The following is a 26,039-nucleotide window of genomic DNA, read 5'->3' on the forward strand; positions in this document are numbered from 1 at the left end:
CCGAATTTCAACTCGCAGTTGACGTCTTCAACAAGGAGTTGTAGCGTCCTGCTCCAGCATTTCTCCTGGTCGCGGAGGTGGCCCATGCCCGCTCGAAAACTCGTGCCCGTTGCCGCGCTGCTCGCGCTGGTCCTGACCGCCTGTGGCGGCGGACCGGACGGAGCGGGCGGCGGACCGGCCCAGCAGCCCGGTGCGGGGGTGTCGGCAGGCGTGCCGGACACCGCGCCGGTGCTGGCCGGGATCACCAGGGACGAACAGCTCCACGCGGGGCTGCCCGCCGCCACCAAGCAGGCGGGCACCCTGCGGGTGGGCTCCTACCTGCAGTCCGCGCCGAACAACTTCTACGCCGCCGACGGCAAGACCCCGGTCGGCTACGAGGTCGACCTGGCCAAGGCGATCGGCGCCAAGCTCGGCCTCACCGTCACCCACGAGGACATGGCGTTCAGCTCGCTGATCACCAGCCTGCAGTCCGGCCGGATCGACCTGACCATGGCGGCGATGAACGACACGCCCGAGCGGCAGCAGCAGATCGACTTCGTCGACTACTTCACCTCGGGCATCACGATCATGGTCCGCAAGGGGAACCCGGACGGGCTGAACGGGCCGGAGGCGTTGTGCGGCAAGGCGGTGGCCGTGGTGCAGGGCACCAGCCACCAGAAGTTCGCCACCGAGCAGAGCGAGCGGTGCAAGCAGGCGGGCAAGCCGGAGGTGACGGTCACCGCCACCGACAGCGACACCCAGAACCAGAACCAGCTGCGCACCGGCCGGGTGGCCGCGGTGCTCAACGACCTGCCGAGCGCGGTCTACATCTCGAAGACCGCCGGTGAGGGCCAGTTCTTCGAGGTGCTGCCCGGTGAGCCGATCAACGGCGGGCCGTACGGCATCGGCGTGAACAAGGGCAACGCCGAACTCGCGCAGAGCGTGCAGAAGGCGCTGCAGGCGCTGGTCACCGAGGGGACCTACCACGAAATCCTGCGGGCCTGGGGCGTGGAGCAGGGTGCGGTCGGCGAGGTGAAGCTCAATGGCGGCTCCTGAGCTGCCGATCGTCCGGCTCCGCCACTGGGGCCGGTGGGTCAGCGGCGCGCTCATCCTCGCGCTGCTGGCCGTGCTCGGCGTGGCGCTGGCCGAGGCGAAGATCGACTACGAATCGGTGCCGGAGTTCCTCTGGTACCGGGTGATGGCCGTCGGCCTGCTGAACACCGTGCTGCTGGCGGTGATCTCGCAGGGCCTGGCGATCGTGCTCGGCATCGTGGTGGCGTTGCTGCGGCGCTCGGCGAACCCGGTCGCGCGCTGGTTCGCGGTGGTCTACATCTGGCTGTTCCGCGGCTTGCCGGTGCTGCTGCAGATCCTCATCTGGTACAACCTGGCGCTGGTCTTCGAGTTCATCTCGATCCCGCTGCCGTTCACCGGCGGCCACCTGCTGCACGAGCCGACCAACGTGCTGGTCAGCGCGTTCGTCGCGGCCCTGCTCGGGCTGACGCTCAACGAAAGCGCGTACATGGCGGAGATCGTGCGCGCCGGGTTGAACAGCGTCGACGGCGGGCAGACCGAGGCGGCCAAGGCGATCGGCATGACCCCGGCCACCACGCTGCGCCGGGTGGTGCTGCCGCAGGCCATGCGGGTGATCATCCCGCCCACCGGCAACGACTTCATCAACATGCTGAAGGCGACGTCGATGGCCTCGGTGATCGGCGTGACCGAGCTGATCCACGCCTCGAACAACATCTCGTCGAACAACCTGCTGGTGATGGAAACCCTGCTGGCCGCGGCGATCTGGTACATGGTGGTGGTCACCGTCGCCGGTGTCGGGCAGCACTACCTGGAACGGGCGTTCGGCGCCGCCGACCGCGCCGGTGTCGCGGCGGGGCCGTGGTCACGGGCGGCGCGGGCGTTGCGCACGGTGCCGCTGCGGAGGGGGAAAGATGCCATCTGAGGACCCGTTGCTGCGTGCGGTGGGCGTGCGCAAGCGGTTCGGCTCGGCCGAGGTGCTGCGCGGGATCGACCTGTCCGTCCGGAAGGGGCAGGTGGTCTGCCTGCTCGGCCCGTCCGGGGCCGGCAAGAGCACCTTCCTGCGCTGCGTCAACCACCTGGAGCCGATCGACGGCGGCCAGGTGTGGGTCGACGGCGAGCCGATCGGGTTCCGCCGGCGTGGCGGCAAGCTCTACGAACTGCGCGAACGGGAAGTGGCCAAGCAGCGCCGCGACATCGGCATGGTGTTCCAGCGCTTCAACCTGTTCGCGCACCGCAGCGTGCTGCAGAACGTGGTCGAGGGCCCGGTCCGGGTGCGCGGGACCGACCCGGCCGAGGCGCGGGAGACGGCGTTGAGCCTGCTGGAGCGCGTCGGCCTGGCCGAGCGGGCGGACGCCTACCCCGCGCAGCTGTCCGGCGGGCAGCAGCAGCGGGTGGCGATCGCCAGGGCGCTGGCCATGCGGCCGAAGCTGATGCTGTTCGACGAGCCGACGTCCGCGTTGGACCCGGAGCTGGTGGGGGAGGTGCTCGAGGTGATGCGCGGGCTGGCCGAGGACGGGATGACCATGCTGGTGGTGACGCACGAGATGGCGTTCGCCAGGGAGGCCGCCGACGAGGTGGTGTTCATGGCCGACGGCGCGGTGGTGGAGACCGGACCGCCGGAGCAGGTGCTCGGGGCTCCCCGAGAGCAGCGCACCCGGCAGTTCCTGGCGCGGGTGCTGCCGTGAACCGGATCTCCGCGCGGTACCTGGTCCAGTTCGACGAAACGCCGGGCTACCTGGACTTCGCCCGGTTCGGGCCGCCTTCGCACGCGGTGCTGGACACCACCGCCACGCTGCTGGACCGCTCGGTCAAGGCCGGGCAGTCCACTGTGGACGAACTGATGCTGCAGGAGGTCCGGGCGAAGGCGGCGGTGGCGCGGTTGTGCGGCACCGACACCGACCACGTGGTGCTGGTGCCGAACACCAGCACCGGGTTGTTCCAGGCGGCGTTCGGCACCACCGGCGAGGTGCTGGTGGCGGCGAGCGAGTTCCCGGCGAACACCTATCCCTGGGCGCGGGCGGAACAGGGCGGCCGGGCGAAGGTGCGCTGGCTGCCCGCCGGTTCGGTCACCCCGGAAGCGGTGGCCGCCGCGCTGACGCCGGAGATCACCGCGGTGTCGGTCAGCGCCGTCGACTTCCGCACCGGGTACCGCGCGGACCTCGGCGCGTTGCGGGAGGTCGTCGGGGACCGGCTGCTGATCGTGGACGGCATCCAGGGCTTCGGTGTGGTCGAAGCGCCGTGGGAGGTCGCCGACGTGCTGGTCTCCGGCGGGCAGAAGTGGTTGCGCGCGGGCTGGGGCACCGGGTTCGCCGTGTTGTCCGACCGCGCGCAGGAACGCATGGAGCCGCTGCTGTCCGGCTGGACCGGGGCCCGTGACCCCGGTTTGTTCGACGACGAGATCCACCCGGCGGCGGACACCGCGGCGTCGTGGTCGATCAGCAACCTGAGCCCGGTCACCTCGGGTGCCTTCGCCGCCGCGCTGGAACTGGTCGAAGAGGCGGGGGTGGCCGCGATCGAGGCCCGCATCGCCGAACGGCTCGGTGAACTGGAGGAGGTGATCCGCTCGTGCGGCGGGGAGGTCGTCTCCGCGACCGGACGCCGGGGCGGCATCCTGGCCTTCACCCTCGGCGAGGTGCCGAGCGAACGGGTCGGCGCGGCGCTGAAGGCCGACGGGATCACCGCGACCGTGCGCCCGGAACACGTCCGCCTGTCCCCGCACGCGTCCACGCACGCCGGTGCCGCCGAAGCGTTGCGGCTGGCGCTTTCCCGGCTCACCCGCCCGGCGGTTTCGGTGCACGGCACACCGGCGCGGGTCGCCGGCGGGGCGAACGGCGTGCTCTCGGCGCTGGTCCCGGCCGTGGACGGGCTGGCCGCGATGCTCGGGCCGGGCAACGAGGTGGTGCTGCACGACCTGTCGCGGCTGCCGGATTCGATCGTGGCGATCGCGGGCGGGCTGACCGGGCGGGACGCGGGCGGGCCGATGACCGACCTGCTGCTGGGCCTGGTGCGCCGGGGCACCACGCAGGACATGATCAACTACGAGACGCACGGCCCGGACGGGCGGCCGATCCGGTCGTCGACGGTGTTCCTGCGGGACGCCGATGGCACCGCGGTCGGCTGCCTGTGCGTGAACAGCGAAACCACCGGCGCCGACGACGCGGCGGCCGTGCGGCGGGAGAGCTTCCCGCCGGACGTGGACAGCCTGCAGCGGTTCCTGGTCGAGCGCGCGGTGGAGAAGGTGGCCATCCCGGTCGAGCTGATGAAGAAGCGGCACAAGGCCGCCGTGGTGCGGGAACTGGACGAGGCCGGCTTCTTCCTGATCAAGGACGCGGTGGACTTCCTGGCCGCGGAACTGGAGGTGACCAGGTACACGATCTACAACTACCTCAACGAAACCCGGAAGTGAGCCACGCTGGCGTGTGACCTTCCGGTCACGTATCCTGGCCCGGTGACCGACGACGACCGGGTGTTCAAGGCCCTCGCCGACCCGACGCGCCGGTTCCTGCTCGACCTGCTCTTCACCCGCGACGGGCGCACGCTCACCGAGCTGGAGTCGGAGCTGGAGATGTCGCGGTTCGGCGTGATGAAGCACCTGAAGGTGCTCGAAGAGGCGAACCTGGTGCTGACCCGGCGGTCGGGCCGGGAGAAACTGCACTTCCTGAACGCGGTCCCGATCCGCCTCATCCACGACCGCTGGATCGACAAGTACACCGAACAGCAGGTCTCCGCCCTGGCCGACCTGAAAGCCGACCTGGAGAACGACTAGGGTCCGCGGCCGGGAGCGCCCGGGCCGTCCGGTGTCCGTCCCGGCCGGGTGGGCGCGGGCGACCAGCCGTCGCGCTGTCCGAGGGCGGCGGTCAGCTGGGCTTCGCTGATGCGTTGCCTGCCGACGAAGTAGAGCACCGAGCCCGCCGGTAGCGGCGTGTCCCACGACGGGCTGACCAGCAGGTCGTCCGGGGTGCGGGCGGCGAGCACCGTCGCGTTGTGGCGGCGGCCCAGTGCGGTCTGGCAGTCCCCGAACACCGTGGGGTGCGGCAGGCGCAGGGAGTAGGTGTTCCCGGTGCCGCCGTGGGTCATCAGTTCCTCGTAGACCTGCGTGATGCCCGGATCCTGCAGTTCCTCGGTCAGCAGGTGCGGGTTGTGCCACTGCACGCAGCGCATGGCCTCGCTGACGTACCGCAGGTGCCGCGCCCGGTCGAGGTCGCGCAGGGCGACCACCACGTGCGCCCCGCCCCGCAGGTGGTCGACGGTGACCGCCATGGCCAGCGCCTCGTTGTCGTCACGGGCGTCGACGAGCACGGCGCGGGCGCGTTGCACGCAGGCCCGCCGCAGCACGCCTTCGCTGGTCAGGTCGCCGCGGACGAACTCCACCGCCCGTTCCGGCAACGGGTTCGACTCCACCTCCGGCCAGGCGCCGAGCACCAGGCGCAGCGCTTCGTCGGCGTGCAGTTCGTCGAGGATGCGCTCGGTGCGGCCGGGGGTGTACCCGAGCACCACGATGTGGTCGGCCACGTCCAGCGTGCCGGTGCCGTGCATGCGCCGTCCCCTCCGTTTCTCGATCGTGGTGGCCAGCTGGGCGAACAACGTGGTCAGCGTGGCGATCCCGCCGATGATCACGTAACCGCCGACCACGTGCCCCCAGGTGGTCTCCGGGTAGAAGTCGCCGTAGCCGACGGTCGAGGCGGTGACCACGAACCACCACCAGAAGTTCGCCGGCCGCACCAGCTCGCTCCCGGCCGGCTCGGCCAGCAGCATCAGCGGCCAGCTGGTGGCGAACACGAACAGCACCACGGCCAGCGGCGGCAGGCCGGTCCGCGAGCCGAGGACGCGGCGGACGAGCCGGACCAGGAACACGGGCATCCGATACCTCCCCGGTGTCGCGGTTCCGGACACGGTAATCGGGCGCCGCCGCAGAGGTGACCCGAATGGCGTCACGAGATCATCACGCCCCGGCCGCTTCTTGACGAGCCGCACGTGGCGCCCTATGGTCAACGCACACGTTGATAAACAAGTTGGTTGATTAAGGAGCCGAACGATGACCGGTACCACGATCACCGCGCAGCCCGGCACCCCGTTCATCGAGGTGGTCCGCGAGTTCGACGCGCCGCCTTCCCTGCTGTTCCGCGCCACGACCGACCCGGAGCTGGTCGCCAGGTGGCTGGGGCCGCGCGGCGTCGAGATCCGGGTGCTCGAATACGACGCGCGCCCGGGCGGCCGCTACCGGTACGTGCACGCCGACCGCGAAGGCGAGCACTACTTCAACGGGGTCTTCCACACGGTCGTGCCGGATCGGCAGATCGTGCAGACCTTCGAATACGAGGGCGTGCCCGGCAGCGTCAGCCTGGAATCGTCCACCTTCGAGGACCTCGGTGGCCGCACCCGGCTGCGCAACCGCAGCGTCTTCCCGACCGTCGAAGCCCGCGACAGCATGGTGGAGAACGGGATGGAGTACGGCATCCGCGACTCGATGGACCGCCTCGCGGCGCTGGTCGGCCCGGCCAGGGGGCAGGTGGTCGTGGACATCTCCATGTCGCTGGACGGTTACGTCACCGGACCGGACGCCAACGAGCAGCAGGGGCTCGGCGTGGGCGGTGACGACCTGCACCTGTGGGCGATGGGGGAGCGCGCGAACGAGCGGGACAAGGAGGTGCTCGACGCGTCCTACACCCGCTCCGGCGCGGTGATCATGGGACGGCGCCTGTTCGACATCATCGACGGGCCGAACGGCTGGAACGACGAAGTCGGTTACGGCGCGGAACGCGACCAGGGCGACGCGCCGCCGGTGATCGTGCTGACCCACTCGGTGCCGGAGCGGGTGCGGTTGTCGCGCCGGTTCACCTTCGTCACCGACGGCCTGGAAAGCGCGCTGGAGCAGGCGCACGCCGCCGCGAACGGCAAGGACGTGGTGATCATGGGCGGCGGGGAGACCTGCGGGGCCTTCCTCCGGGCCGGGCTGGTGGACGAGGTCGTCCTGCACCTCGCGCCGGTGGTGCTCGGCGGCGGCACCCGCCTGTTCGAGCCGGGCGCGCCGCTGCGGCTCGACCGCGTCGCCTCGGTGTCGACCCCGGCGGCCGAGCACCTGACCTATCGTGTGCGCAGGACTTCCTGACCGGACGAGGTGGGCCGATGGCTGCTGGGGAAGAGCGCGACGGGGTGCCGCTGACCAATCTGGACCAGCCGCTGTTCGACGGGGCGGAGGCGACCAAGCGGGACCTCGTCGACTACCTCGACGCCGTCTCCGGCCGGATCATCCCGGTGCTGCGCGGCAGGCCGCTGTCGGTGGTGCGGGTGCTGCGCGGCCGGGCGCCGTTCATGCAGAAGAACGTGCCGAAGAACACGCCGGAGTGGGTGAAGACCGTGGCGTTGTGGGCGGACAGCTCCAAGCGGGAGGTCGCCTACGCGCTGTGCGACGACCGGCCCACGCTGCTGTGGTTCGCCAACCAGCGGGCGGTCGAGTACCACGTGACGCTCAGCCGTGCCGAGGAGGTCGTGCACCCGACGCACCTGGTGCTCGACCTCGACCCGCCGGAGGGCGCCGGTTTCGACGTGGTGGTGCGGGCGGCGTTCCTGGTCCGCGAGGCGCTGGCGAACGACGGCCTGCACGGGGTGGTCAAGACCAGCGGTTCGAAGGGCGTGCACATCTTCGTGCCGCTGACCCCGGACCAGGCCGTCGACGACGTCGCCGCGGCCACGCGTGCGGTGGCGGCCAGGGCCGAGCGCATCGACCCGGTGCTCGCCACCACCGCGTTCATCCGCGAGGACCGCGAGGGCAAGGTCTTCCTGGACTCCACCCGGTCCGGCGGCGCGACGGTCGTCGCCGCGTACAGCCCGCGCCTGCGCCCCGGCACCCCGGTCTCCTTCCCGGTGTCCTGGGCCGATCTCGATCGGGTGAAACCGGCGGACTTCACCGTGCACACCGCCCCGGGCCTGCTCGACGGCGCCGATCCGTGGGCCGGGCACCAGCCGGAGCCGCAACGCCTGCCCGCGGACCTCGTCGAAGAGGGCCACACCATTCCGATCGCCCGGGTGCAGGCCATGCACGAAGGGAAGCGCCGCGCGCGAGCCCGCCGCGAATGAGCTCAGGGTGCTGGCGGTTCGAGGTGTTCCGCCCACGCCGGCCGCCGGTCGTGCAGTTCTGCCATCACCTCGAGCATGTCCCGCAGCTCGGCCACGTCCGGAGCGGTGGCGGCGAACCACCGCGTGACGCTCGCCCACGCCTTCGAAGCGGCCTCGCCCTCGACGACGTTCCACACGGGAGGGTCGTCGAGACCGAGGTCCGCGCCGTCGATGACGTGGTAGGCGTAACCCTGGTGGGCGCTCAGCACCAGCAGACCGGCCGGATCGGTCATCGCGTGCTCCAGCCCGGACAGCGTGGTGACGGCGTGCTGCTTGCGTTCGGCGGTCATCGCCCGCACGCCGAACGCGGTGCCCGCGAGCCACAGCCCCGGCCGGACGCCGATCAGGCGCAGCACCTCGCGCACCGCCTCGGGCACGCGGCGCACGCCCTGCCCGGCAGCCATCCGATCGATCTGCTCCTCGGACGCACCTGCCACCGACGCCGGGCGGAGGCCATCGGCCACCACCCGGTCGAACACCGCGCGGACCGTCACCGCGAGATCGTATCCGGCGCCGGGCGTGCCGTCGGCGGACGCTCAGTTCCCGGGCCGGGCGGCTCGGGTCACCGCACGCCACTCCTGATCCGCGCGGGTGATGGTGAACATGTAGCAGCCCCAGGCGACGTTGCGGCTGTGGACCTGCGCGACCCCGGGTTCGGCGAGCACCTCGGCCAGCACCTCCTCCGGGTGCCGGCCGTCGTGCACCCTGGTCGCGTCGTGGATCCAGCCGCGCGCGTCGTAGGCACGCAGCACCTGGGGCCGCCCGCGCCAATCCGCCGGGTAGGCGGCCGGGTCGCCGGGGCCCGCGCAGGGGCGGGCGTGGGCCAGCACCGCGCCGGTTTCGCGGTAGGGGCTGGCGGGCAGCGGCGGCTGGTAGGCGAAGAGCAGCAGTTCGTCGCCCGGTTCGGCGTCACGCAGGCAGCAGCGCAGCGGCTCCCCGCCCGCCGCGGTCAGGCGCTCGGGCCGGTTGCCCACCGCGTCGATCCCGGTGGTGCGCACGCTGGTCAACGCCTCGGCGGAGACGGAATGAACGCGGAAGTCGATCACGAGCTCAGGTTCACGGGTCCGCGCCCGCCGCGCTGGCGGGAATCGGACTTCGTGGTCGTCAGCCGGGGGATCCGTTCGGTGCTGCTGATCGAGACGGTGCTCGACGCACCGAGCGAGGCGCTGTTGCAGGCGTTCCCGCTGTGTTCGACGACCGGGTCCTCCTTGGGCCCCAACCGGCCGAGGCCGAGCCGGTGACCGGTGCGCTGGAGGCTGAGGTGCCGCAGCGGCGGCAGCCCGGCCAGCGGGCTGAGGTCCTCGATCCACTCGCAGCCGACCACCGCCGGCGAGCGGAGCTCGTCCAGGCCCGCCAACGGTTCGCTGGCGGAGCTGCACCGGGGCGCCGCGATGGCCGCGGATTCCGCCGTGCGCGCCGCACGCACGGAAAAGCTCGGTGCGGCCATCGTGGATTTCGTCCCGCTACCGCTCGACGGTGAGGCGTCGGCGCGGGGGCTTACCCCGGTACACGCGGAACGCGGACGACTTCAAGGGGCTGGACAGCCTGCTGGAAGTCGTCGCCGTCCGAGGCGTCTCCGACTCGGAGGACGACGAGGGCCGGCCACCGCTGGCTGTCGGCTGGGAAGGTCGCGTTCTGCCACCTGGGCTGTTCGCATTTTCGTCGGTCAGAACTGTCGCGTTTTGTCGGTAGCACTCGATCGCGAGGTTCCCGAGCGTGGTGCACGTCTCGGACACCCGCGCCGGCCCGCGCCCGGAACCGAGTGCGGGCACCCGCCTCAGCTCACCAGCCGCGAGAACGCCACTCTTCCAGGTGGGGGCGCTGCGCCCCCAGAGTCGAGTCGTCGCCGTGGCCCGGGTAGAACCACGTGTCGTCCGGCAGGACGTCGAACACCCGCGTCGTCACGTCGTCGATGAGGGACTTGAAGTCCTCCGGCGAACCCGTTTTCCCCACCCCGCCCGGGAACAGGGAATCCCCGGTGAACAGGTGCGGGGGCCCCGACGGGTCCCGGTAGAGCAGCGCGATCGAACCCGGCGTGTGCCCCCGCAGGTGGATGACCTCCAGTTCGCACTCGCCGACGGAGAGGGTGTCGCCGTGGTCGACGAGGAAGTCCGGCGGGACGGGCAGCGGCCCGGCGTCGGCGGGGTGGGCGGCGGTGTTCGAACCGTTCGCGCCCGCCACCGCGCCGAGGGCCTGCCAGTGGTCGGCGTGCTGGTGCGTGGTGACCACGGTGCGTAGCGCCGGGCGGTCCGGGCCGTGGCCGATCAGGTCCGAGATCCGCTCCGGATCGGCCGCCGCGTCGATCAGCAGGGCCTCGCCGCTGGACCGGCAGATCAGCAGGTACGCGTTGTTGTCCATCGGCCCGACCGAGAGCTTCGTGATGCTCAGCTTCGCCAGGGTGCGGCGGGCGGCGTCACCGCCCGGCTCGACATGGCCGGTGTAGGAATCCACGACGTTCACACGCGGAACTCTAGCCCCGATCGCTCACCCGATCGAACCGGCCGTTCGGCGCCCCGTACCCTCGAACCCGGCGCGAATTCGCAGCCCCACCAGGCCGGACCTCGAGCGCGACCGGAGCGTCCGAAATTGTCGGTGGTGCGACCTAGCATGGAGGCGGCCGCCTCACACCCGGCCGTTCCGAATCCAGTGAAGGGACCTCGCGTGGCTGATCGCCTCGTTGTTCGCGGTGCCCGTGAGCACAACCTCCGCGGTGTCGACCTCGACCTGCCGCGGGACAGCTTGATCGTGTTCACCGGCCTGTCCGGCTCCGGCAAGTCGAGCCTTGCCTTCGACACGATCTTCGCCGAGGGCCAGCGGCGTTACGTGGAGTCACTCTCGGCCTACGCCCGGCAGTTCCTCGGCCAGATGGACAAGCCCGACGTCGACTTCATCGAGGGCCTCTCGCCCGCGGTGTCGATCGACCAGAAGTCCACCTCGCGCAACCCCCGCTCGACGGTGGGCACCATCACCGAGGTCTACGACTACCTCCGCCTGCTCTACGCCCGCGCCGGCAAGCCGCACTGCCCGAAGTGCGGGGAAGCGATCAGCAAGCAGACCCCGCAGCAGATCGTCGACCAGGTGCTCGACATGGAGCAGGGCACCCGCTTCCAGGTGCTCGCCCCGGTGGTCCGCGGCCGCAAGGGCGAGTACGTCGACCTGTTCGCCAACCTGCAGCAGCAGGGCTACTCGCGGGTGCGGGTGGACGGCGCGGTGCACTCGCTGACCGATCCGCCGAAGCTGAAGAAGCAGGAAAAGCACGAGATCGGCGTGGTGATCGACCGGCTCACCGTGAAGACCGGCGCCAAGCAGCGGCTCACCGACTCGATCGAGACCGCGCTGCGCCTGGCCGACGGCCTGGTCGAGCTGGAGTTCGTCGACCTGCCCGAGCACGACCCGCACCGCATCCGCGGCTTCTCCGAGCACCTCGCCTGCCCCAACGGCCACCCGCTGGCCGTGGAGGACTTCGAGCCGCGCTCGTTCTCCTTCAACTCGCCCTACGGCGCCTGCCCGGAGTGCACCGGCATCGGCATCCGCAAGGAGGTCGACCCGGAGCTGGTCGTCCCGGACGACGAACTCTCCCTCGGCGAGGGCGCGGTGGCGCCGTGGGCCGGCGGCCAGAGCGCCGAGTACTTCCAGCGGCTGCTCGAATCGCTGGCCGAGACCATCGGCTTCCGGATGGACACCCCGTGGCGGCGGCTGCCCGCCAGGGCGCAGAAGGCCGTGCTGCACGGCGTCGACGAGCAGGTGCACGTCCGCTACCGCAACCGCTACGGCCGCCAGCGCTCCTACTACGCCAACTTCGAGGGCGTCATCCCGTTCCTCGAACGCCGCCAGGAGCAGACCGAGTCCGAGTACATGCGCGAGCGGTACGAGGGCTACATGCGCGAGGTGCCGTGCCCGACCTGCCAGGGCACCCGGCTCAAGCCGGAGATCCTCGCGGTCACCCTGGAGCACAGCACGCAGGGGCCGCGCTCGATCGCCGAGGTCTGCGCGCTCTCGGTGGACGAGGCGTCGGAGTTCCTCAACGGACTGGCGCTGGGGCAGCGCGAGGCGATGATCGCCGGCGCGGTGCTCAAGGAGATCCAGGCCCGGCTGCAGTTCCTGCTCGACGTCGGCCTCGACTACCTCTCGCTGGACCGCGCCTCCGGCACGCTCTCGGGCGGTGAGGCGCAGCGCATCCGGCTGGCCACCCAGATCGGCTCCGGCCTGGTCGGCGTGCTCTACGTGCTGGACGAGCCGTCCATCGGCCTGCACCAGCGCGACAACCACCGGCTGATCGAGACGCTGACCCGGCTGCGTGACCTGGGCAACACGCTGATCGTGGTCGAGCACGACGAGGACACCATCCGCGCCAGCGACTGGGTGGTCGACATCGGCCCCGGCGCCGGCGAGCACGGTGGCCACATCGTCCACAGTGGACCGTACAAGAAACTGCTGAAGAACCGGCAGTCGCTCACCGGTGACTACCTGTCCCAGCGCCGGGAGATCGCGGTGCCGGAGATCCGGCGCCCGATCGACCGCAAGCGCCAGCTGACCGTGGTCGGCGCGCGCGAGCACAACCTGCGCGGGCTGGAGGTGTCCTTCCCGCTGGGCTGCCTGGTCTCGGTCACCGGCGTGTCCGGTTCCGGCAAGTCCACCCTGGTCAACGACATCCTGGCCACGGTGCTGGCGAACAAGCTCAACGGCGCCCGCCAGGTGCCGGGCAGGCACACCCGGATCAAGGGCCTGGACAACGTGGACAAGCTGGTCCGGGTGGACCAGTCGCCGATCGGCCGCACCCCGCGGTCGAACCCGGCCACCTACACCGGTGTCTGGGACCACGTGCGCAAGCTGTTCGCGGCCACCACCGAGGCCAAGGTCCGCGGGTACCAGCCGGGCCGGTTCTCGTTCAACGTCAAGGGCGGGCGCTGCGAGGCGTGCGCGGGCGACGGCACCATCAAGATCGAGATGAACTTCCTGCCGGACGTCTACGTGCCGTGCGAGGTCTGCAAGGGCGCGCGGTACAACCGCGAGACGCTCGAGGTGCACTACAAGGGCAAGACCGTCTCGGACGTGCTGGACATGCCGATCGAGGAGGCCGCCGAGTTCTTCGAGCCGATCAAGGCGATCCACCGGCACCTGCAGACGCTGGTCGACGTCGGGCTGGGCTACGTCCGGCTCGGGCAGCCGGCGCCGACGCTGTCCGGTGGTGAGGCGCAGCGCGTCAAACTGGCCAGCGAGCTGCAGAAGCGATCCACCGGCAAGACGGTCTACATCCTCGACGAGCCGACCACCGGCCTGCACTTCGAGGACATCCGCAAGCTGCTCGGCGTGATCAACGGCCTGGTGGACAAGGGCAACTCGGTGATCGTGATCGAGCACAACCTGGACGTGATCAAGACCTCCGACTGGCTGATCGACATGGGGCCCGAGGGCGGTTCCGGTGGTGGCACGGTGGTCGCGCAGGGCACCCCGGAGCAGGTGGCCGCAACCGAGGGCAGCTACACCGGCGAGTTCCTGCGGGAAATCCTGCCGAACGCCTGACTGTTCCGATCGAACTGTCCATAATGGCCCGGGTGCGGACGAACAACTACCGGTTTCGCGACGTCTGGCTGGTCGAGGCACCGGTGCGCCCGGTCTTCGCCGCACTGGTCGACCTCGGCGCCTACCCCGAGTGGTGGCCCGACGTGCGATCGGTGCGGCGGGTGGACGACGACACCGCGGAGCTCCTCTGCCGCGCGCGGTTGCCGTACGCCCTGAGGATCACCATGACCAGGGCCGAGGAGAACGAGCGCGACGGCAGGCTGCTGGTGCACCTCGCCGGTGATCTCGAGGGCTCGCTCGGCTGCCTGCTCTCGGCGCAGGACGGCGGCACCCGGCTGGACATCACCCAGCACGTGGTGGCGAACAAGCCGCTGCTGCGGCTGCTCTCGCCGGTGGCCGCCCCGATCTTCCGGGCCAACCACGCGCTGATGATGCGGCGCGGGCGGCGGGGCCTGGCCGAGCGGGTGGGCGCGGTCACCGAAAGGTGATTGACTGGTTCCATGGGGAGGATCGGTCATTTCACCACTGCCGGGGGCCGCGCCAGGTACTTCGCGGCGTATGACGAAGCGATGCGGGAGTGCCCGCCGGCCCGCGAGGAACTGGACGTGCCGTGCCGGTTCGGCACGGTCCGCGTCTACCGCTACGGCTCGGCGGGTGGCGCGCCGGTCGTGCTGCTGCACGGCTCGACCGCCAGTTCGGCGATGTGGGCGCCCAACCTGCCCGGCCTGATCGCCGAACGCACCGTCTACACCGTGGACACGCTCGGCGAGCCCGGCCGCAGCGTGCAGTGGGTGCCGATGCGGAACGGCGCCGACCGCGCCCGTGCGCTGGAGGACGTGTTCGCCGAACTCGGGCTGGGCGGCCTCCACCTGGCGGGGTTGTCCGCCGGGGGCTGGCAGGCGCTGAACCAGGCGCGGCACTTCCCCGGCAGGCTCGCCTCGCTCACCCTGATCGATCCGGTGAACACGCTGGCCAAGCTGACCAAGCGGTTCTTCGCCGGGGCGACGGTCGCGCACCTGCTGCCCGGCGACGCGGCGATGAAGCGGTTCCTGCGCTGGTGCTCGGGCAATCCGCCGTCGATGGACGTGCCCTCGGCGAAGGTGCTGCTCGCCGGCATGAGCGAGTTCGCGCCGGGGCTGCCGTTCCTGGCCTTCCCGGACGACGGCGTGCTGCGCTCGGTCCGGGTGCCGGTGCTGGCGCTGATCGGCGGGCGGAGCGTGGTGCACGACCCCGGGGCCGCCGCGGCACGGGCTCGGGAACTGTTCCCGCGGGCCGAGGTCGAAGTGTGGCCGGAGGCGACGCACGCCATGGCCGGTGAGCAGCCCGAGCGCCTGGCCAAGCGCCTGCTGGAGTTCGCCGCCGCGAACGACTGACGCGGTCGCGAGCCCGGGGGAGACCCGCGACCGCGTCAGGCAGGATCAATCGGGCGCGAAGCGCTCCGTTGAGGGTGGTGGTGGGAGACGGGCGGGCTACTTGACTGCTGCGGGTTCCCGCTGCGGCGTGGCTTCTTCACCGTCGGCGGGTTCGTGGTCATCGACCAGCGTGGCTTCGTTGAACGGGTCCTGGCCGCCGAACACCCGGCGTGCCTGGTCGCGGTCGAACTCCTTGGTCCACGAGCCGATCAGCACGGTGGCCACCGCGTTGCCGGCGAAGTTGGTCACCGCGCGGGCCTCGGACATGAACCGGTCGATGCCGAGGATGAAGCCGACGCCGTCGACCAGCTCGGGCCGGTGCGACTGGAGGCCACCGGCCAGCGTGGCGATACCGGCGCCGCTGACCCCGGCGGCGCCCTTGGACGCGATGATCATGAACACCAGCAGGGAGATCTGCTCGGTGACCGGCAGCGGGCTGCCCTGCGCGGTGGCGATGAACAGCGTCGCCATGGTCAGGTAGATCGCGGTGCCGTCGAGGTTGAACGAGTACCCGGTGGGCACGGTGATGCCGACGACCGGCTTGCTCACCCCGAGGTGCTCCATCTTCGCGATCAGCCGCGGCAGCGCCGATTCCGAGGACGAGGTCGACACGATCAGCAGGAACTCGCGGGCGAGGTAACGCAGCAGCGAGAACAGGTTGACCCGCGCGCCGAACCACAGCACCGAGCCGAGCACCACGAAGACAAAAAGCAGGCAGGTGGCGTAGAAGCCGAGCATGATCACGGCGAGGCTCTTCAGCGCGTCCCAGCCGGTCTCGCCGACCACCGCGGCGATCGCGCCGAACGCGCCGATCGGCGCGGCCCACATGATCATCGCCAGGATGCGGAACACCAGCCGCTGGATGTGCTCGATGCCGCGCAGCACCGGTTCGCCCACCCGGCCCATCTTCTGCAGCGCGAACCCGGCGAGCAGCGCGACCAGCAGCGTCTGCAGCACCGAGCCTTCGGTGAACGCCGAGACCAGGGTCTCCGGGATGATGCCGAGCAGGAAGTCGACGGTGCCCTCGGAGCCCTCCGCCTGTTCCTGCGCCTTCGCCGCGGCCTCCGGGGACAGGCTCAGGCCCTCGCCCGGGTGCAGGATGTTGCCGACCACCAGGCCGATGCCCAGCGCGAAGGTGGACATCGCGAGGAAGTAGACGATGGCCATCAGGCCGACCTTGCCGACGCTGGCGGCCTTGGCCACCGAACCGATGCCGAGCACGATGGTGCAGAAGATGATCGGCGAGATCATCATCTTGATCAGGTTGACGAACCCGGTGCCGAGCGGCTTGAGCTCCTTGGCCAGGTCCGGGGCGGCGAAGCCGACGGCCACACCGAGCAGGACGGCCGCGATCACCGCGAGGTAGAGGTAGTGCATCCGATCCCGGCGCTTGCCGGGCGGAGCCGAACCGGCTGTGGTCGTCGGTGATGGCACCGTTGCCTCCAAGTTGCGTCAAGGTTTCCGGTGACTATGCGGATCCGGGTGAGCGGGGTCACGGTTGTGTTCATTTCGTTCACGAACGACGCCACATCGACGGCTCAGGCGGCCGGTGTGCTGGTATGTGGGCGTGTCGAACCGGTGGAGCCTCGCGCGCCAGCTCCTGCTCGTGCAGGTGGTGCTGGTCGCGGTGCTGGTCGGCGGCGGGGTGACGCTGGCCTATGTGGACGCCGAGCGGGCCACCGAGGACCGGGCCACCGAGGAGGTCACCACGGTGGCGGTCACCGTCGCGGACTCGCCGAGCGTGCGGACCGCGGTGCTGGGGCCCGAGCCGAGCGCGGTGCTGCAGCCGTTCGCCGAGCAGGTCCGCGCGGACACCGGGGTCGACTTCATCACCATCATGGACACCGGCGGCATCCGGTACACCCACCCGAACCCGGCGCTGATCGGGCAGCCGTTCGTCGGGAACACCGCGGCGGCGTTGCGTGGTCAGGTGCTCACCGAGACCTACACCGGCACGCTCGGGCCGTCCAAGCGCGTGGTGGTGCCGGTGGAGGCCGAGCCGGGCCGGGTGATCGCACTGGTCAGCGTCGGGATCACGGTGTCCACCATCAGCGCGGAGCTGCGTGAGCGGGTGGTCACCGTGCTCGCCGTGGCCGGGCTGGTGCTCGCCGTCGGCCTCGCGGGCAGCCTGCTGGTGAGCGCGCGGCTCAAGCGGCAGACGCGGGGCGTGGCACCGGCCGAGCTGAGCGCGATGTTCGACTACCACGAAGCCGTGCTGCACGCCGTGCGCGAGGGCCTGGTGCTGATCGACTCCCGCGGCCGGATCGCGCTGATCAACGACGGCGCCCGCACCCTGCTCGGCCTGCCGCCGGACGTGCAGGGCACGCCGGTCGCCGAGACCGGGCTGCCCGCGGAACTGACCGCCGCCCTGCTCTCCGGCGAACCGCGGTCCGACGAGATCCACGTGACCGACACCGGCGTGCTGCTGCTCAGCGCGCAGCCGGTGCGGTCGCGCGAACGCTCGCTCGGCAGCGTGGTGACCATCCGCGACCACACCGAACTGCAGACGCTGACCGGTGAACTGGACACCGTGCGCGGGTTCGCCGAATCGCTGCGGTCGCAGGCGCACGAGTCGGCGAACCGGCTGCACACCGTGGTTTCCCTGGTGGAGATGGGGGAGCCGGAAGAGGCGGTGCGGTTCGCCACGGCCGAACTGGAGATCGCGCAGCAGCTCACCGACCGGGTGGTCGGCGCGGTGTCGGAGCCGGTGCTGGCGGCGTTGCTGCTGGGCAAGGCGGCCGAGGCCAGCGAGCGCGGGGCCGAGCTGACGCTGACCCCGGACACCGCGACGGACTCCGGCACCGGCGGGCTGGACACGCGGGACCTGGTGACCATTCTCGGCAACCTCGTGGACAACGCGATCGACGCGGCGATCGCCGGGGCCGGGCACGGCAAGCCCACCGTTTCGGTCACCGTGCGGCGCGAGCACGGGGAACTGCTGCTGCGGGTCGCCGACACCGGGCCGGGCATCGACCCGGGAAGCGCGGACGAGGTGTTCCGGCGCGGCTGGTCGAGCAAGCCCGCCGACGGCCCGGCCGGGCGGGGGCTGGGCCTGGCGCTGGTCGGGCAGGCGGTGCGCCGGCACGGCGGCACGATCGAGGTCTCCCGGAAGGTCGGCGCGGTGTTCACCGTCCGGCTGCCGGTGCGGGGTGAGCCGTGATCCGGGTGCTGGTGGTCGAGGACGACCCGGTGGTGGCCGAGGCGCACCGGCGGTACGTCGAGCGCGTCGCGGGCTTCACCGTGGTCGCCGTGGTGCACTCGGGCGGGGACGCGCTGCGGACCTGCGAGCGGCTGCCGGTCGACCTGGTGCTGCTGGACTTCTTCCTGCCGGACAGCCACGGGCTGGCGGTGTGCCGGGCGCTGCGGGCGGCGGGGGTGGCGGTCGACGTGATCGCGGTGACCTCCGCGCGGGACCTGGCGGTGGTCAAGGCCGCGGTGTCGGTCGGGGTGGTGCAGTACCTGCTCAAGCCGTTCACCTTCGCCTCGCTGCGGGAGAAACTGGAGCGGTACGCGCGCTTCCGCGACCGGTTCACCGAGTCCGGCGAGGTCAGCGGGCAGGCGGATGTGGACGGTGTGCTGGCCACCCTGCGCTCGCCGGACCACCACGCGCTGCCCAAGGGGATGAGCGCGCAGACGCTGGCGGCGATCACCGAGGCGCTGGCCACGGCGGGGGAGGGGCTGTCCGCGGGGGCGGCGGCCACCGTGGTCGGGGTGTCGCGGGTGACCGCGCGGCGGTACCTGGAGTACCTGGCGGACAACGGCTTGGCGCGGCGCGAACCGCACTACGGGCAGGTCGGCAGGCCGGAGGTCTGGTACCGCTCCGCGTGATGCCGGTCACACCGTTCAACAAACCGGGTCCCGGCCGGGGTTTCCCTGGCGCCCAAGTTGAGCCAGGCAGAAGGGAGCTGTGGTGCCGGACGGGTTCGACCAGTTCGCCGCCGATCGGCTCGATCGGCTGCTGCGGTACGCCACCGCGGTGACCTGCGACCGCCACCTCGCCCAGGACATCGTGCAGGACGTGCTGCTGCGCGTGCAGCGCCGCTGGTCCCGGATCGAGCGCATGGACGCGCCGTACCTCTACGTCAAGCGCATGGTCACCAACGAGTACCTGTCCTGGCGGCGCCGCCGTGCCGCACGGGACATCGCGTCGTCGACCCGCACGCTGGACGCGCTGACGCCACCGGTCGGCGATCCGGCGGTCCGGCACGCCGAGCGCGACGCGATGCGCGCCCGGATCGCGGTGCTGCCGCGCCGCCAGCGCGCGGCGATCGTGCTGCGGTTCTACGAGGACTGCACCGATCGGGAGATCGCCGAGGTGCTCGGGTGCTCGGAAAGCACCGTGCGCAGCCACATCTCCCGCGCGCTCGGCACGTTGCGCGCGGCGAGCCGGATCCCAGCGGAGGTGCCGCGATGACCGACGAAGAGCTGATCCGCCAGGCGATCGCCGACGAGGCCGGGCAGGCGGCCTCCGCCGACGAGGTGCTCGCCGGCCTGCGGGACCGGCGCCCGCGCCGCCCGGTGCTGCCGGTGGTGGTGGTGGCCGCCGTCGTGGTGGCGGCCGGGCTGCTCGCGGCGGTGCTGGCCGCCCAGCCGTTCTCCGCGCCGGGAACACCGGTCGCGGCGGCGCCGGTGCGGACGGACGTGCTGCTGGTCGGCGCGGACGAAACGGGACGGGCGGACGCGATCGTGCTGGCCCGGCTGGGCACGGACGGGGTGCTGCGCGGGGTCTCCCTGCCGCGTGACACCCGGGTGGGCAGCGAACGGCTGAACCAGGCATATGCCGCCCGCGGCATCGACGGGCTCACCGCGGCGGTGGAGTCGCTGACCGGGGTGCGGCCCCAGCACCACGCGATTGTCGACCAGGCCGCTTTCGTCCGGCTGAGCCAGGCCGTCGGCGGGGTCGAAGTCTGCCTGCGCTCGGCGACGAGCGATCCACGCACCGGGGCGGAGTTCCCGGCCGGTACGCAGACGCTCTCCGGTGACCGCGCCCTGGCCTTCCTGCGGCAGCGGATGAACCTGCCCAACGGCGACCTCGACCGCACCGCCCGCCAGCGGCTGTTCCTGCGGGGGCTGACCACCAAACTGGCCGGCTCCGGCATGGACCTGGTGCAGCTGGCCCGGGACAACATCCGCACCGACCCGGGCTGGGACCTGGCCGGTTTCGCCGCCGGCCTGCGGGGTGCGGGGGAGCTGGCCCTGATCCCGGTGCTCGGCACGGAGCCGCGCAGCGGCGGCGCGGAACTGGCGGTGGACCCGGCCGCGGTCCGGTCCTTTGCGGACGGGGTGCTGAGCGGTACGGCGGGGGGAGGTGGCCCGGACCTGCCGGGGGCAACCGCTCCCTGCGTGAACTGACTCAGCCGAAGCCGCTCAGCGGACGCCTCACCAGGAGTGCCTCGCTTCCCGCGTGAACTGAGCAGTCGGCTCGCTCCCGGCTGGTTCACCGCCGGGGGCCCGCGGAGAGTTGGGCACCCAGGCTGCCGTGGCTGAGCATGCCCCAGGCGATAGCTGCACCCGGCAACGGCCGTGGCATCCTCCCGCCGCTACACGCGGGGTGCTGCGCGCAGGCCGGAGTAGAGGCAGAGGGTGCCGTCCGGCAGGGTGGTGAACACGATCGGCATCCAGTCGCCGGCGAAGGCGCCGAGGCCCGGGGCGGCGAACACGGTGTCCGTGACCGGCACCAGGTCCAACTCCATCGGCGGCGCGAAGTGCGCCATGCCGCCGACGAAGGCGTACCGCAGGTGCGGCGTCCCCTCGCGCGACGAGACGGTCAGTTCGACGCCCTCCCGCCGGTAGGTGCCGTGGTACCGGGCGAAATCCACCACGGGCGGCTGCGACGGCACGGTGAACGAAGCGGGCATGTGCACACCGGCCAGTTCACCGAGCAGTTCACCCAGCAGGTCGGCGTAGAGGTGCCGGGAGTGACCGCCGTTCGCCAGCAGCACGGCGATCACCCCGGCCTCCGGGAACACCCGGAGATACGAGTACTGCCCGGTGGCGGCGCCGTCGTGACCGTAGCCGGGGACGCCGTCCCAGTCGTACAGCGTCCAGCCGAGGCCCCAGCCGTCGGAGCTGACCGTCCACCGGTCCGGCACGTCGACCGCGTGCCGCTGCATCTGGGCCACGGTGTCCGCCCGGAGCAACCGCGTGCCGTCCGGGGCGGTGCCGCCGTCGAGGTGCAGGCGGGCGACCCGGACCACGTCGGCGGCGGTGGCGCACAGCGTGCCGCCGTAGGGGCCGCCCGACCGGGGGATCAGCGTCCACGCGGGCATCGGCTCCTGGCCTTCGTGCCCCATCGCCGCCTGGAACCGCAGCACGTCCTCGGGCAGGGTGACCGAGTGGGTCAGGCCGAGCGGGGCGAACAACCGCTCACGAAGCGCTTCGTCCCAGGTCAGGCCGGTCAGCACCTCGATGATGCGGCCGAGCACGTTGTACCCCGTGCTGCTGTAGGAGATCGCCGTGCCGGGGGCGACGTCCTGGCCGACGCCGCCGCAGGCGTCGACGTACTTGGCCAGGCAGTCGTCGCCGCGGCCGGTGTCCAGGGTGAAGTCGCCGCTGATGCCGCTGGTGTGGGTGAGCAACTGGCGCGGGGTGACGGTCTTGGTCGCTTCGGCGTCGGCCACCGCGAAGTCCGGCAGCACGTCCCGCACCGGGGCGTCCAGGTCCAGCTCACCGGCTTCGGCCAGCTGCACGACCAGGGTCGCGGTGTGCACCTTGGACACCGAACCCAGCTGGAACACCGAGTCGGGGGTGGCCGTCACGCCGGTGCCGGTGTGCAGCACCCCGCTGGCCAGTTCGTGGAGCTCCCCGCCGGACAGCACGGCGAGCGCGGCGCCGGGCACCCGGTGCTTGGCCCGCAGCTCGTCGAACCGGGCTTGCCAGCGGGTGTGGTCGAAGGTCATTCCCAGCTCCTTGAGTACGCTGTCCCTTGATGCGCACACCGTACGCATAGAGATCAGCGTACGTCAATGCGCACACTGTGCGCTAAACTGGCGGCATGGCGGACGAAGAGCAGGCGATCCCCTCGGTGTGGACGCGGCCACGACGCGGCCGGGAGCAGCCGGCGCTGAGCCGGGAGCAGATCGTCGCCGAGGCGGTGCGGCTGCTCGACGCGGACGGCCTGGAGGCGCTGAGCATGCGCAGCCTCGGCAGCAGGCTCGGTGCGGGGGCCACCTCGCTCTACCGGCACGTGGCGAACAAGGACGAGCTGATCGAGCTGGTCGTCGACGAGGTCTACGGCGAGATCGAGGTGCCCGCGATCGGGGCGGGCGGCTGGCGCGCGGCGGCGGCGACCTGCGCGCGGAGCGTGCGCGCGATGATCATCCGCCACCCGTGGATCGCCACCGCGCTCGGCCAGGTCGGCCTGTCCTACCTCGGGCCGAACGTGATGCGGATGAACGACGGCATGCTCGGCATCTTCGAAGCGGCCGGCTTCTCCCTGGCCGAGGCGGACCGCGCGCTCGGCGCGGTGTTCTCCTTCGTCATCGGCATGGGCATCACCGAGGCGGCCTGGCTGAGCATGCTCGCGCGCAGCGGGCAGACCGAGCAGGAGTGGGGCGAGCACCTGCGCCCGACCATGGAAGCGGCCTCGGCGCCCTATCCGCGCCTGCGGAAGTTGTTCACCGAGACCACCACGCACGAAGATCCCGGTGAGTCACGGGAGGACAGCTTCGACTACGGCCTCGAGCGCATGCTCGACGGCCTCGAAAGCCGCCTTCGCTAACGCGGGCGGCCGGGCACGCCCGGACGGGTCTGCCACGGGTGCGGCCCGGCCAGCGGGCGGTACTCCACCCCGAGCGCGTCCAGCCGCGGCAGGTGGGCTTCGGCCAGCCGCGCGGAGAACTCGTCGAAATCACGCGGGCCCGCCGACCACACCACCTCCGCGAACGCGCACAGCCGCGGGAACGTCGCGTAGTCCACCCGCCGCACCGAATCGAGGTGCTCGGTCCACACCTGGGCCTGCGCCCCGAGCACCCGCGGCCGGGCGCTCTCCGGCAGGTCCGCCGGGTACGGCTCGTAGGCGTAGACGTCCGCCAGCGTGTGCACGAAACCGACCGGGATCGGCTCGTCCGGGTGGTCCGACTGCCGGTGGTCCAGGTAGACGTGCTGTTCCGGGCACATCACCACGTCGTGCCCCGAGCACGCCGCGGCCACCCCGGCCGCCTCGCCGCGCCACGAGCCGATGATCGCGGAGGTGGCGGGCTTGCCGTCGAGGATCTCGTCCCAGCCGAGCGCCCGCCGCCCGCGGGCTTCGAGGTGCTCGATGATCCGGTCGACGAACCACGCGTGCCGCTCGGTCGCCCCCGGCACCTCGTCCCCGCCGAGGGCGATCACCTCGCTGGGGAAGATGTCCAGCACCACGTCGAACACCTCGCGGTAGAAGTCCACTGTGGACTCCGTGGGGTCGAGCAGCCGGGGGTTGATGCCCCACGCGGTCCACACCTCGACCTGTTCCCCGCCACCCAGTTCCGGATAGGCGGCGATGGCGGCCTGCGAGTGCCCCGGCACGTCGATCTCCGGCACCACGGTGATCTGCCGTTCGGCCGCGTAGGCGACGATCTCACGCAGGTCGTCGACGGTGTAGAAGCCGCCGTGCGGGCGGCCGTCGCGTTCCGGCCCGTCGTGCCTGCCGACCATCGACCCGTGCCGCCAGCCGCCGACGGAGGTCAGCCGGGGGAACCGCGGGATCTCCACCCGCCAGCCCTGGTCGTCGGTGAGGTGGAGGTGCAGCACGTTCAGCTTGTGCGCGGCGAGCAGGTCGAGGAACCGCAGCACCTCGGCCTTGGTGCGGAAGTTGCGCGCCACGTCGAGCAGGCAGCCGCGCCAGGCGAACCGCGGGTGGTCGGTGACCACCCCGCAGGGCACCGGGCCCGGGGTGGACCCGGCGGCCCGGAACGCCGACGGCCCGCGCAGCTGCCGCAGCGTCTGCAGGCCGTAGAACCGGCCCGCGGCGTCGGCAGCGCCGAGCGTGATCGACTCGGGGGTGATCTCCAGCCGGTAACCCTCGGCGGGGAGGCCGGTGTCCTCCCGGTGCGTCACCGTTTCCACAGTGGACACACCGGTGCCCGGCTCCACCGAAACCGGCCGGGGCAGCAGGCCGTCGAAGCCGGTCACCCCTTCACCGCCCCCGCCATGCCGGAGACCAGTTTCCGCTGCACCAGCAGGAAGAACACCAGCACCGGAATGGTCATCAGGGTGGAACCGGCCATGATCGCGCCCCAATCGTTCTCCTCGGGCTTGAAGAACACCAGGATGCCCAGCGGCAGCGTCTGGTTGCTGGTGTCGGAGATGATGAACGTCTTGGCGAACAGGAAGTCGTTCCAGGCGTGGATGAACGACAGCACGCTGGTCGCCACCAGCCCCGGCGCCACCAGGGGGAACAGGATCTGCCAGGTGAACCGGAACCGGCTGGCCCCGTCCACGGTGGCCGCCTCCTCCAGTTCGGCGGGCACCGCGGCGACGAAGCCCCGCAGCATCCAGATCGCGAACGGCAGGGTGAAGGCCAGGTGCACCAGCACCAGCGAGCCCAGCTCGTTCAAGCCGAACGCGGGTGCCACGTCACCGACCGAGCGCATCAGGAAGAACAGCGGGATGGTCAGCGCCTCGATCGGCACCATCTGCGCCACCAGCAGCATCACCAGCAGCACCGTGCGGCCCTTGAACCGGAACCGGGTCAGCGCCACCGCGGCCAGGAACGACAGCAGCATCGACAGCGCGACCACCACCACCGCGACGATCACGCTGTTGACGAAGTACCGGCCCAGCCCGGCCGAGTTCAGCACCCGCTCGAAGCTGTCGAAGCTGGGGGAAAAGGTCCACGGCCGCGGATCCGCCGACTGGATCTCCCCGGCCGGCTTGAGCGCCGAGAGCACCATCCAGTACAGCGGGAAGGCCACGAGCCCGGCCACCACCACGGTGACCACCTCGGCGAGCAGCCTGCCCGGCCGCCGCGGCCTGCCCCGCCGCGGCGCCCGCGGCCGGGTCCGCGCCACCGGCGGCGCGGTCGCCGTCACCGTCATAGCAACCCCGCTTCCCGTTTCTGCGACCGGACGTAGAGCGTGGTGATGGACAGCAGCAGCAAGGTCATCACCACGCCGATCGCGGCGCCGAGGCCGTAGTCCGCCCCGGCGAAGGCTTCCTGGTAGGCGTAGACGTTGAGCACCAGGTTCCGCCCGGCCAGCCCGCCGCCGTTGGTCATCACGTAGATCTGGGTGAACACCTTGAAGTCCCAGATGATCGACTGGATGGTGGCGATCATCAGCACCGGGCGCAGGATCGGCAGCATCACCGAGGTGGCGATGCGCGCCCAGGACGCACCGTCGAGCGTGGCCGCTTCGAGCACCTCCTCCGGGATCGCCTTGATCCCGGCGTACATGGTGATCATCACGAACGGGAACGAGCACCAGATCACCTCGGCGGCGACCAGCCCGAACGCGCTGTAGGTGTCGAAGGTCCACGAGTGCTTCGCCATCGACTCGAAGCCCAGCCCGGACAGCACCTCGTTGACCAGGCCGAAGTCGGTGTCGAAGAGGAACAGCCAGATGTAGGACCCGGCCAGCGCCGGCGTCGCCCACGCGCCGAGCGCGGCGATGAACAGCAGCATGCGCGGCAGCGCGCGGATCCGGCTGGCCAGCACCGCCAGCACGGTGCCGACCAGCAGGCTGCCGATGACGCAGACCGCGGCGAAGCCGACGGTCTTGACCAGCACCGTCCAGAACTGCGCCTCGCCGAGCAGTTTCGCGTAGTTGTCGAACCCGACGAACTCCAGCGGCGCGCGGCCGGAGGCCTGCGCCTGGCCGTAGTCGTAGAACGAGATCAGCACCAGCTGGTAGATCGGGTACGCCAGGATCGCGAGCAGCAGGATCGCCGCGGGCAGCAGGTAGACCGCGGCCGCCCGCCCGTCGCCGCGCTTGGCCGACGGGCGGGCGGCACCACCACGCGGTGGTGCCGGAACCGGGAGGATCTGGGTCGCCATCGGGC

25 protein-coding genes are annotated in these 26,039 nt (G+C 71.4%); 15 read left to right on the forward strand and 10 right to left on the reverse strand.

The features are described from left to right. Positions 1–84 precede the first annotated feature (84 nt). Genes AC07EG_RS31810 through AC07EG_RS31830 form a run of 5 tightly spaced genes read left to right on the forward strand, consistent with a single transcriptional unit; the run spans position 85 to position 4,777 of the window. Complete coding sequence (locus tag AC07EG_RS31810; protein ID WP_478256924.1) at positions 85–1,035, forward strand: ABC transporter substrate-binding protein; 951 nt, start codon at positions 85–87, stop codon at positions 1,033–1,035. Then, on the forward strand, positions 1,022–1,933 hold the full coding sequence (locus tag AC07EG_RS31815) for an amino acid ABC transporter permease (protein ID WP_478256925.1): 912 nt from the start codon (positions 1,022–1,024) through the stop codon (positions 1,931–1,933). Before AC07EG_RS31810 ends, AC07EG_RS31815 begins: the two co-directional genes overlap by 14 nt. Next, on the forward strand, positions 1,923–2,696 hold the full coding sequence (locus AC07EG_RS31820; protein WP_478256926.1) for an amino acid ABC transporter ATP-binding protein: 774 nt from the start codon (positions 1,923–1,925) through the stop codon (positions 2,694–2,696). The genes AC07EG_RS31815 and AC07EG_RS31820 overlap by 11 nt, the downstream gene beginning before the upstream one ends. Then, on the forward strand, positions 2,693–4,417 hold the full coding sequence (locus AC07EG_RS31825; RefSeq protein WP_478256927.1) for an aminotransferase class V-fold PLP-dependent enzyme: 1,725 nt from the start codon (positions 2,693–2,695) through the stop codon (positions 4,415–4,417). The genes AC07EG_RS31820 and AC07EG_RS31825 overlap by 4 nt, the downstream gene beginning before the upstream one ends. Before the next feature lie 42 nt (positions 4,418–4,459). Beyond that, positions 4,460–4,777, forward strand: coding sequence for an ArsR/SmtB family transcription factor (locus AC07EG_RS31830; protein WP_478256928.1), 318 nt, complete (start codon positions 4,460–4,462; stop codon positions 4,775–4,777). On the opposite strand, the gene AC07EG_RS31835 is transcribed toward AC07EG_RS31830, so the two are convergent. Beyond that, on the reverse strand, positions 4,774–5,871 hold the full coding sequence (locus tag AC07EG_RS31835) for an ion channel (RefSeq protein ID WP_478256929.1): 1,098 nt from the start codon (positions 5,869–5,871) through the stop codon (positions 4,774–4,776). The genes AC07EG_RS31830 and AC07EG_RS31835 overlap by 4 nt on opposite strands. Positions 5,872–6,046: 175 nt before the next feature. On the opposite strand from AC07EG_RS31835, the gene AC07EG_RS31840 reads away from it, so the two are divergent. Both AC07EG_RS31840 and AC07EG_RS31845 read left to right on the forward strand, forming a co-directional pair. After that, a complete protein-coding gene (locus AC07EG_RS31840; protein WP_478256930.1) occupies positions 6,047–7,120 on the forward strand; it encodes a dihydrofolate reductase family protein in 1,074 nt (357 codons plus the stop codon). Between the two features lie 17 nt (positions 7,121–7,137). After that, the gene (locus AC07EG_RS31845; protein ID WP_478256931.1) at positions 7,138–8,088 is read left to right on the forward strand and encodes a DNA polymerase domain-containing protein; all 951 of its coding nucleotides are present in this window, start codon (positions 7,138–7,140) and stop codon (positions 8,086–8,088) included. A gap of 2 nt (positions 8,089–8,090) precedes the next feature. On the opposite strand, the gene AC07EG_RS31850 is transcribed toward AC07EG_RS31845, so the two are convergent. The 4 genes from AC07EG_RS31850 to AC07EG_RS31865 form a co-directional block, all read right to left on the reverse strand. Beyond that, on the reverse strand, positions 8,091–8,621 hold the full coding sequence (locus AC07EG_RS31850) for a hypothetical protein (RefSeq protein ID WP_478256932.1): 531 nt from the start codon (positions 8,619–8,621) through the stop codon (positions 8,091–8,093). 42 nt (positions 8,622–8,663) lie between these two features. Further along, the gene (locus tag AC07EG_RS31855) at positions 8,664–9,173 is read right to left on the reverse strand and encodes a DUF1203 domain-containing protein (RefSeq protein WP_478256933.1); all 510 of its coding nucleotides are present in this window, start codon (positions 9,171–9,173) and stop codon (positions 8,664–8,666) included. After that, a complete protein-coding gene (locus AC07EG_RS31860; protein WP_478256934.1) occupies positions 9,170–9,574 on the reverse strand; it encodes a hypothetical protein in 405 nt (134 codons plus the stop codon). Before AC07EG_RS31860 ends, AC07EG_RS31855 begins: the two co-directional genes overlap by 4 nt. A gap of 335 nt (positions 9,575–9,909) precedes the next feature. Beyond that, positions 9,910–10,587, reverse strand: a complete 678-nt coding sequence (locus AC07EG_RS31865; RefSeq protein ID WP_478256935.1) for an MBL fold metallo-hydrolase — start codon at positions 10,585–10,587, stop codon at positions 9,910–9,912. A 201-nt stretch (positions 10,588–10,788) separates the two neighbouring features. On the opposite strand from AC07EG_RS31865, the gene uvrA reads away from it, so the two are divergent. From uvrA to AC07EG_RS31880, 3 genes are read left to right on the forward strand one after another with little or no spacing between them, the layout of a single operon-like run. Then, the gene (gene uvrA / locus AC07EG_RS31870) at positions 10,789–13,650 is read left to right on the forward strand and encodes an excinuclease ABC subunit UvrA (protein ID WP_478256936.1); all 2,862 of its coding nucleotides are present in this window, start codon (positions 10,789–10,791) and stop codon (positions 13,648–13,650) included. A 23-nt stretch (positions 13,651–13,673) separates the two neighbouring features. Next, positions 13,674–14,138: an SRPBCC family protein gene (locus AC07EG_RS31875; RefSeq protein WP_478256937.1), complete on the forward strand. Its 465-nt coding sequence runs from the start codon at positions 13,674–13,676 to the stop codon at positions 14,136–14,138. Positions 14,139–14,150: 12 nt separating this feature from the next. Then, the gene (locus AC07EG_RS31880) at positions 14,151–15,023 is read left to right on the forward strand and encodes an alpha/beta fold hydrolase (RefSeq protein ID WP_478256938.1); all 873 of its coding nucleotides are present in this window, start codon (positions 14,151–14,153) and stop codon (positions 15,021–15,023) included. A gap of 96 nt (positions 15,024–15,119) precedes the next feature. On the opposite strand, the gene AC07EG_RS31885 is transcribed toward AC07EG_RS31880, so the two are convergent. Continuing rightward, positions 15,120–16,439: a cation:dicarboxylate symporter family transporter gene (locus AC07EG_RS31885; RefSeq protein WP_478256977.1), complete on the reverse strand. Its 1,320-nt coding sequence runs from the start codon at positions 16,437–16,439 to the stop codon at positions 15,120–15,122. Between the two features lie 190 nt (positions 16,440–16,629). Here AC07EG_RS31885 and AC07EG_RS31890 point away from each other — a divergent pair, with 190 nt between their 5' ends. From AC07EG_RS31890 to AC07EG_RS31905, 4 genes are all read left to right on the forward strand, one after another. Beyond that, entirely contained in the window at positions 16,630–18,222 is a 1,593-nt protein-coding gene (locus tag AC07EG_RS31890) for an ATP-binding protein (protein WP_478256939.1), read from the forward strand. Next, complete coding sequence (locus AC07EG_RS31895) at positions 18,219–18,890, forward strand: response regulator (protein ID WP_478256940.1); 672 nt, start codon at positions 18,219–18,221, stop codon at positions 18,888–18,890. The genes AC07EG_RS31890 and AC07EG_RS31895 overlap by 4 nt, the downstream gene beginning before the upstream one ends. Before the next feature lie 82 nt (positions 18,891–18,972). Then, positions 18,973–19,476, forward strand: coding sequence for a SigE family RNA polymerase sigma factor (locus AC07EG_RS31900; protein WP_478256941.1), 504 nt, complete (start codon positions 18,973–18,975; stop codon positions 19,474–19,476). Next, on the forward strand, positions 19,473–20,414 hold the full coding sequence (locus tag AC07EG_RS31905; RefSeq protein ID WP_478256942.1) for an LCP family protein: 942 nt from the start codon (positions 19,473–19,475) through the stop codon (positions 20,412–20,414). The genes AC07EG_RS31900 and AC07EG_RS31905 overlap by 4 nt, the downstream gene beginning before the upstream one ends. Before the next feature lie 188 nt (positions 20,415–20,602). Here AC07EG_RS31905 and AC07EG_RS31910 read toward each other — a convergent pair whose 3' ends face one another. Beyond that, complete coding sequence (locus tag AC07EG_RS31910; protein ID WP_478256943.1) at positions 20,603–21,961, reverse strand: serine hydrolase domain-containing protein; 1,359 nt, start codon at positions 21,959–21,961, stop codon at positions 20,603–20,605. A gap of 95 nt (positions 21,962–22,056) precedes the next feature. Between AC07EG_RS31910 and AC07EG_RS31915 the strand changes: the two genes are divergently transcribed. Further along, complete coding sequence (locus tag AC07EG_RS31915; RefSeq protein WP_478256944.1) at positions 22,057–22,782, forward strand: TetR/AcrR family transcriptional regulator; 726 nt, start codon at positions 22,057–22,059, stop codon at positions 22,780–22,782. Here the strand turns inward: AC07EG_RS31915 and AC07EG_RS31920 are convergent. Genes AC07EG_RS31920 through AC07EG_RS31930 form a run of 3 tightly spaced genes read right to left on the reverse strand, consistent with a single transcriptional unit; the run spans position 22,779 to position 26,034 of the window. Beyond that, entirely contained in the window at positions 22,779–24,173 is a 1,395-nt protein-coding gene (locus AC07EG_RS31920; RefSeq protein WP_478256945.1) for a beta-N-acetylhexosaminidase, read from the reverse strand. The two genes, AC07EG_RS31915 and AC07EG_RS31920, sit on opposite strands and share 4 nt — an antisense overlap. Then, a complete protein-coding gene (locus AC07EG_RS31925; protein ID WP_478256946.1) occupies positions 24,170–25,078 on the reverse strand; it encodes a carbohydrate ABC transporter permease in 909 nt (302 codons plus the stop codon). Before AC07EG_RS31925 ends, AC07EG_RS31920 begins: the two co-directional genes overlap by 4 nt. Then, entirely contained in the window at positions 25,075–26,034 is a 960-nt protein-coding gene (locus AC07EG_RS31930) for a carbohydrate ABC transporter permease (protein ID WP_478256947.1), read from the reverse strand. Before AC07EG_RS31930 ends, AC07EG_RS31925 begins: the two co-directional genes overlap by 4 nt. Between the last annotated feature and the right edge of the window lie 5 nt (positions 26,035–26,039).

The organism is Amycolatopsis sp. NPDC045836, assembly GCF_056431745.1.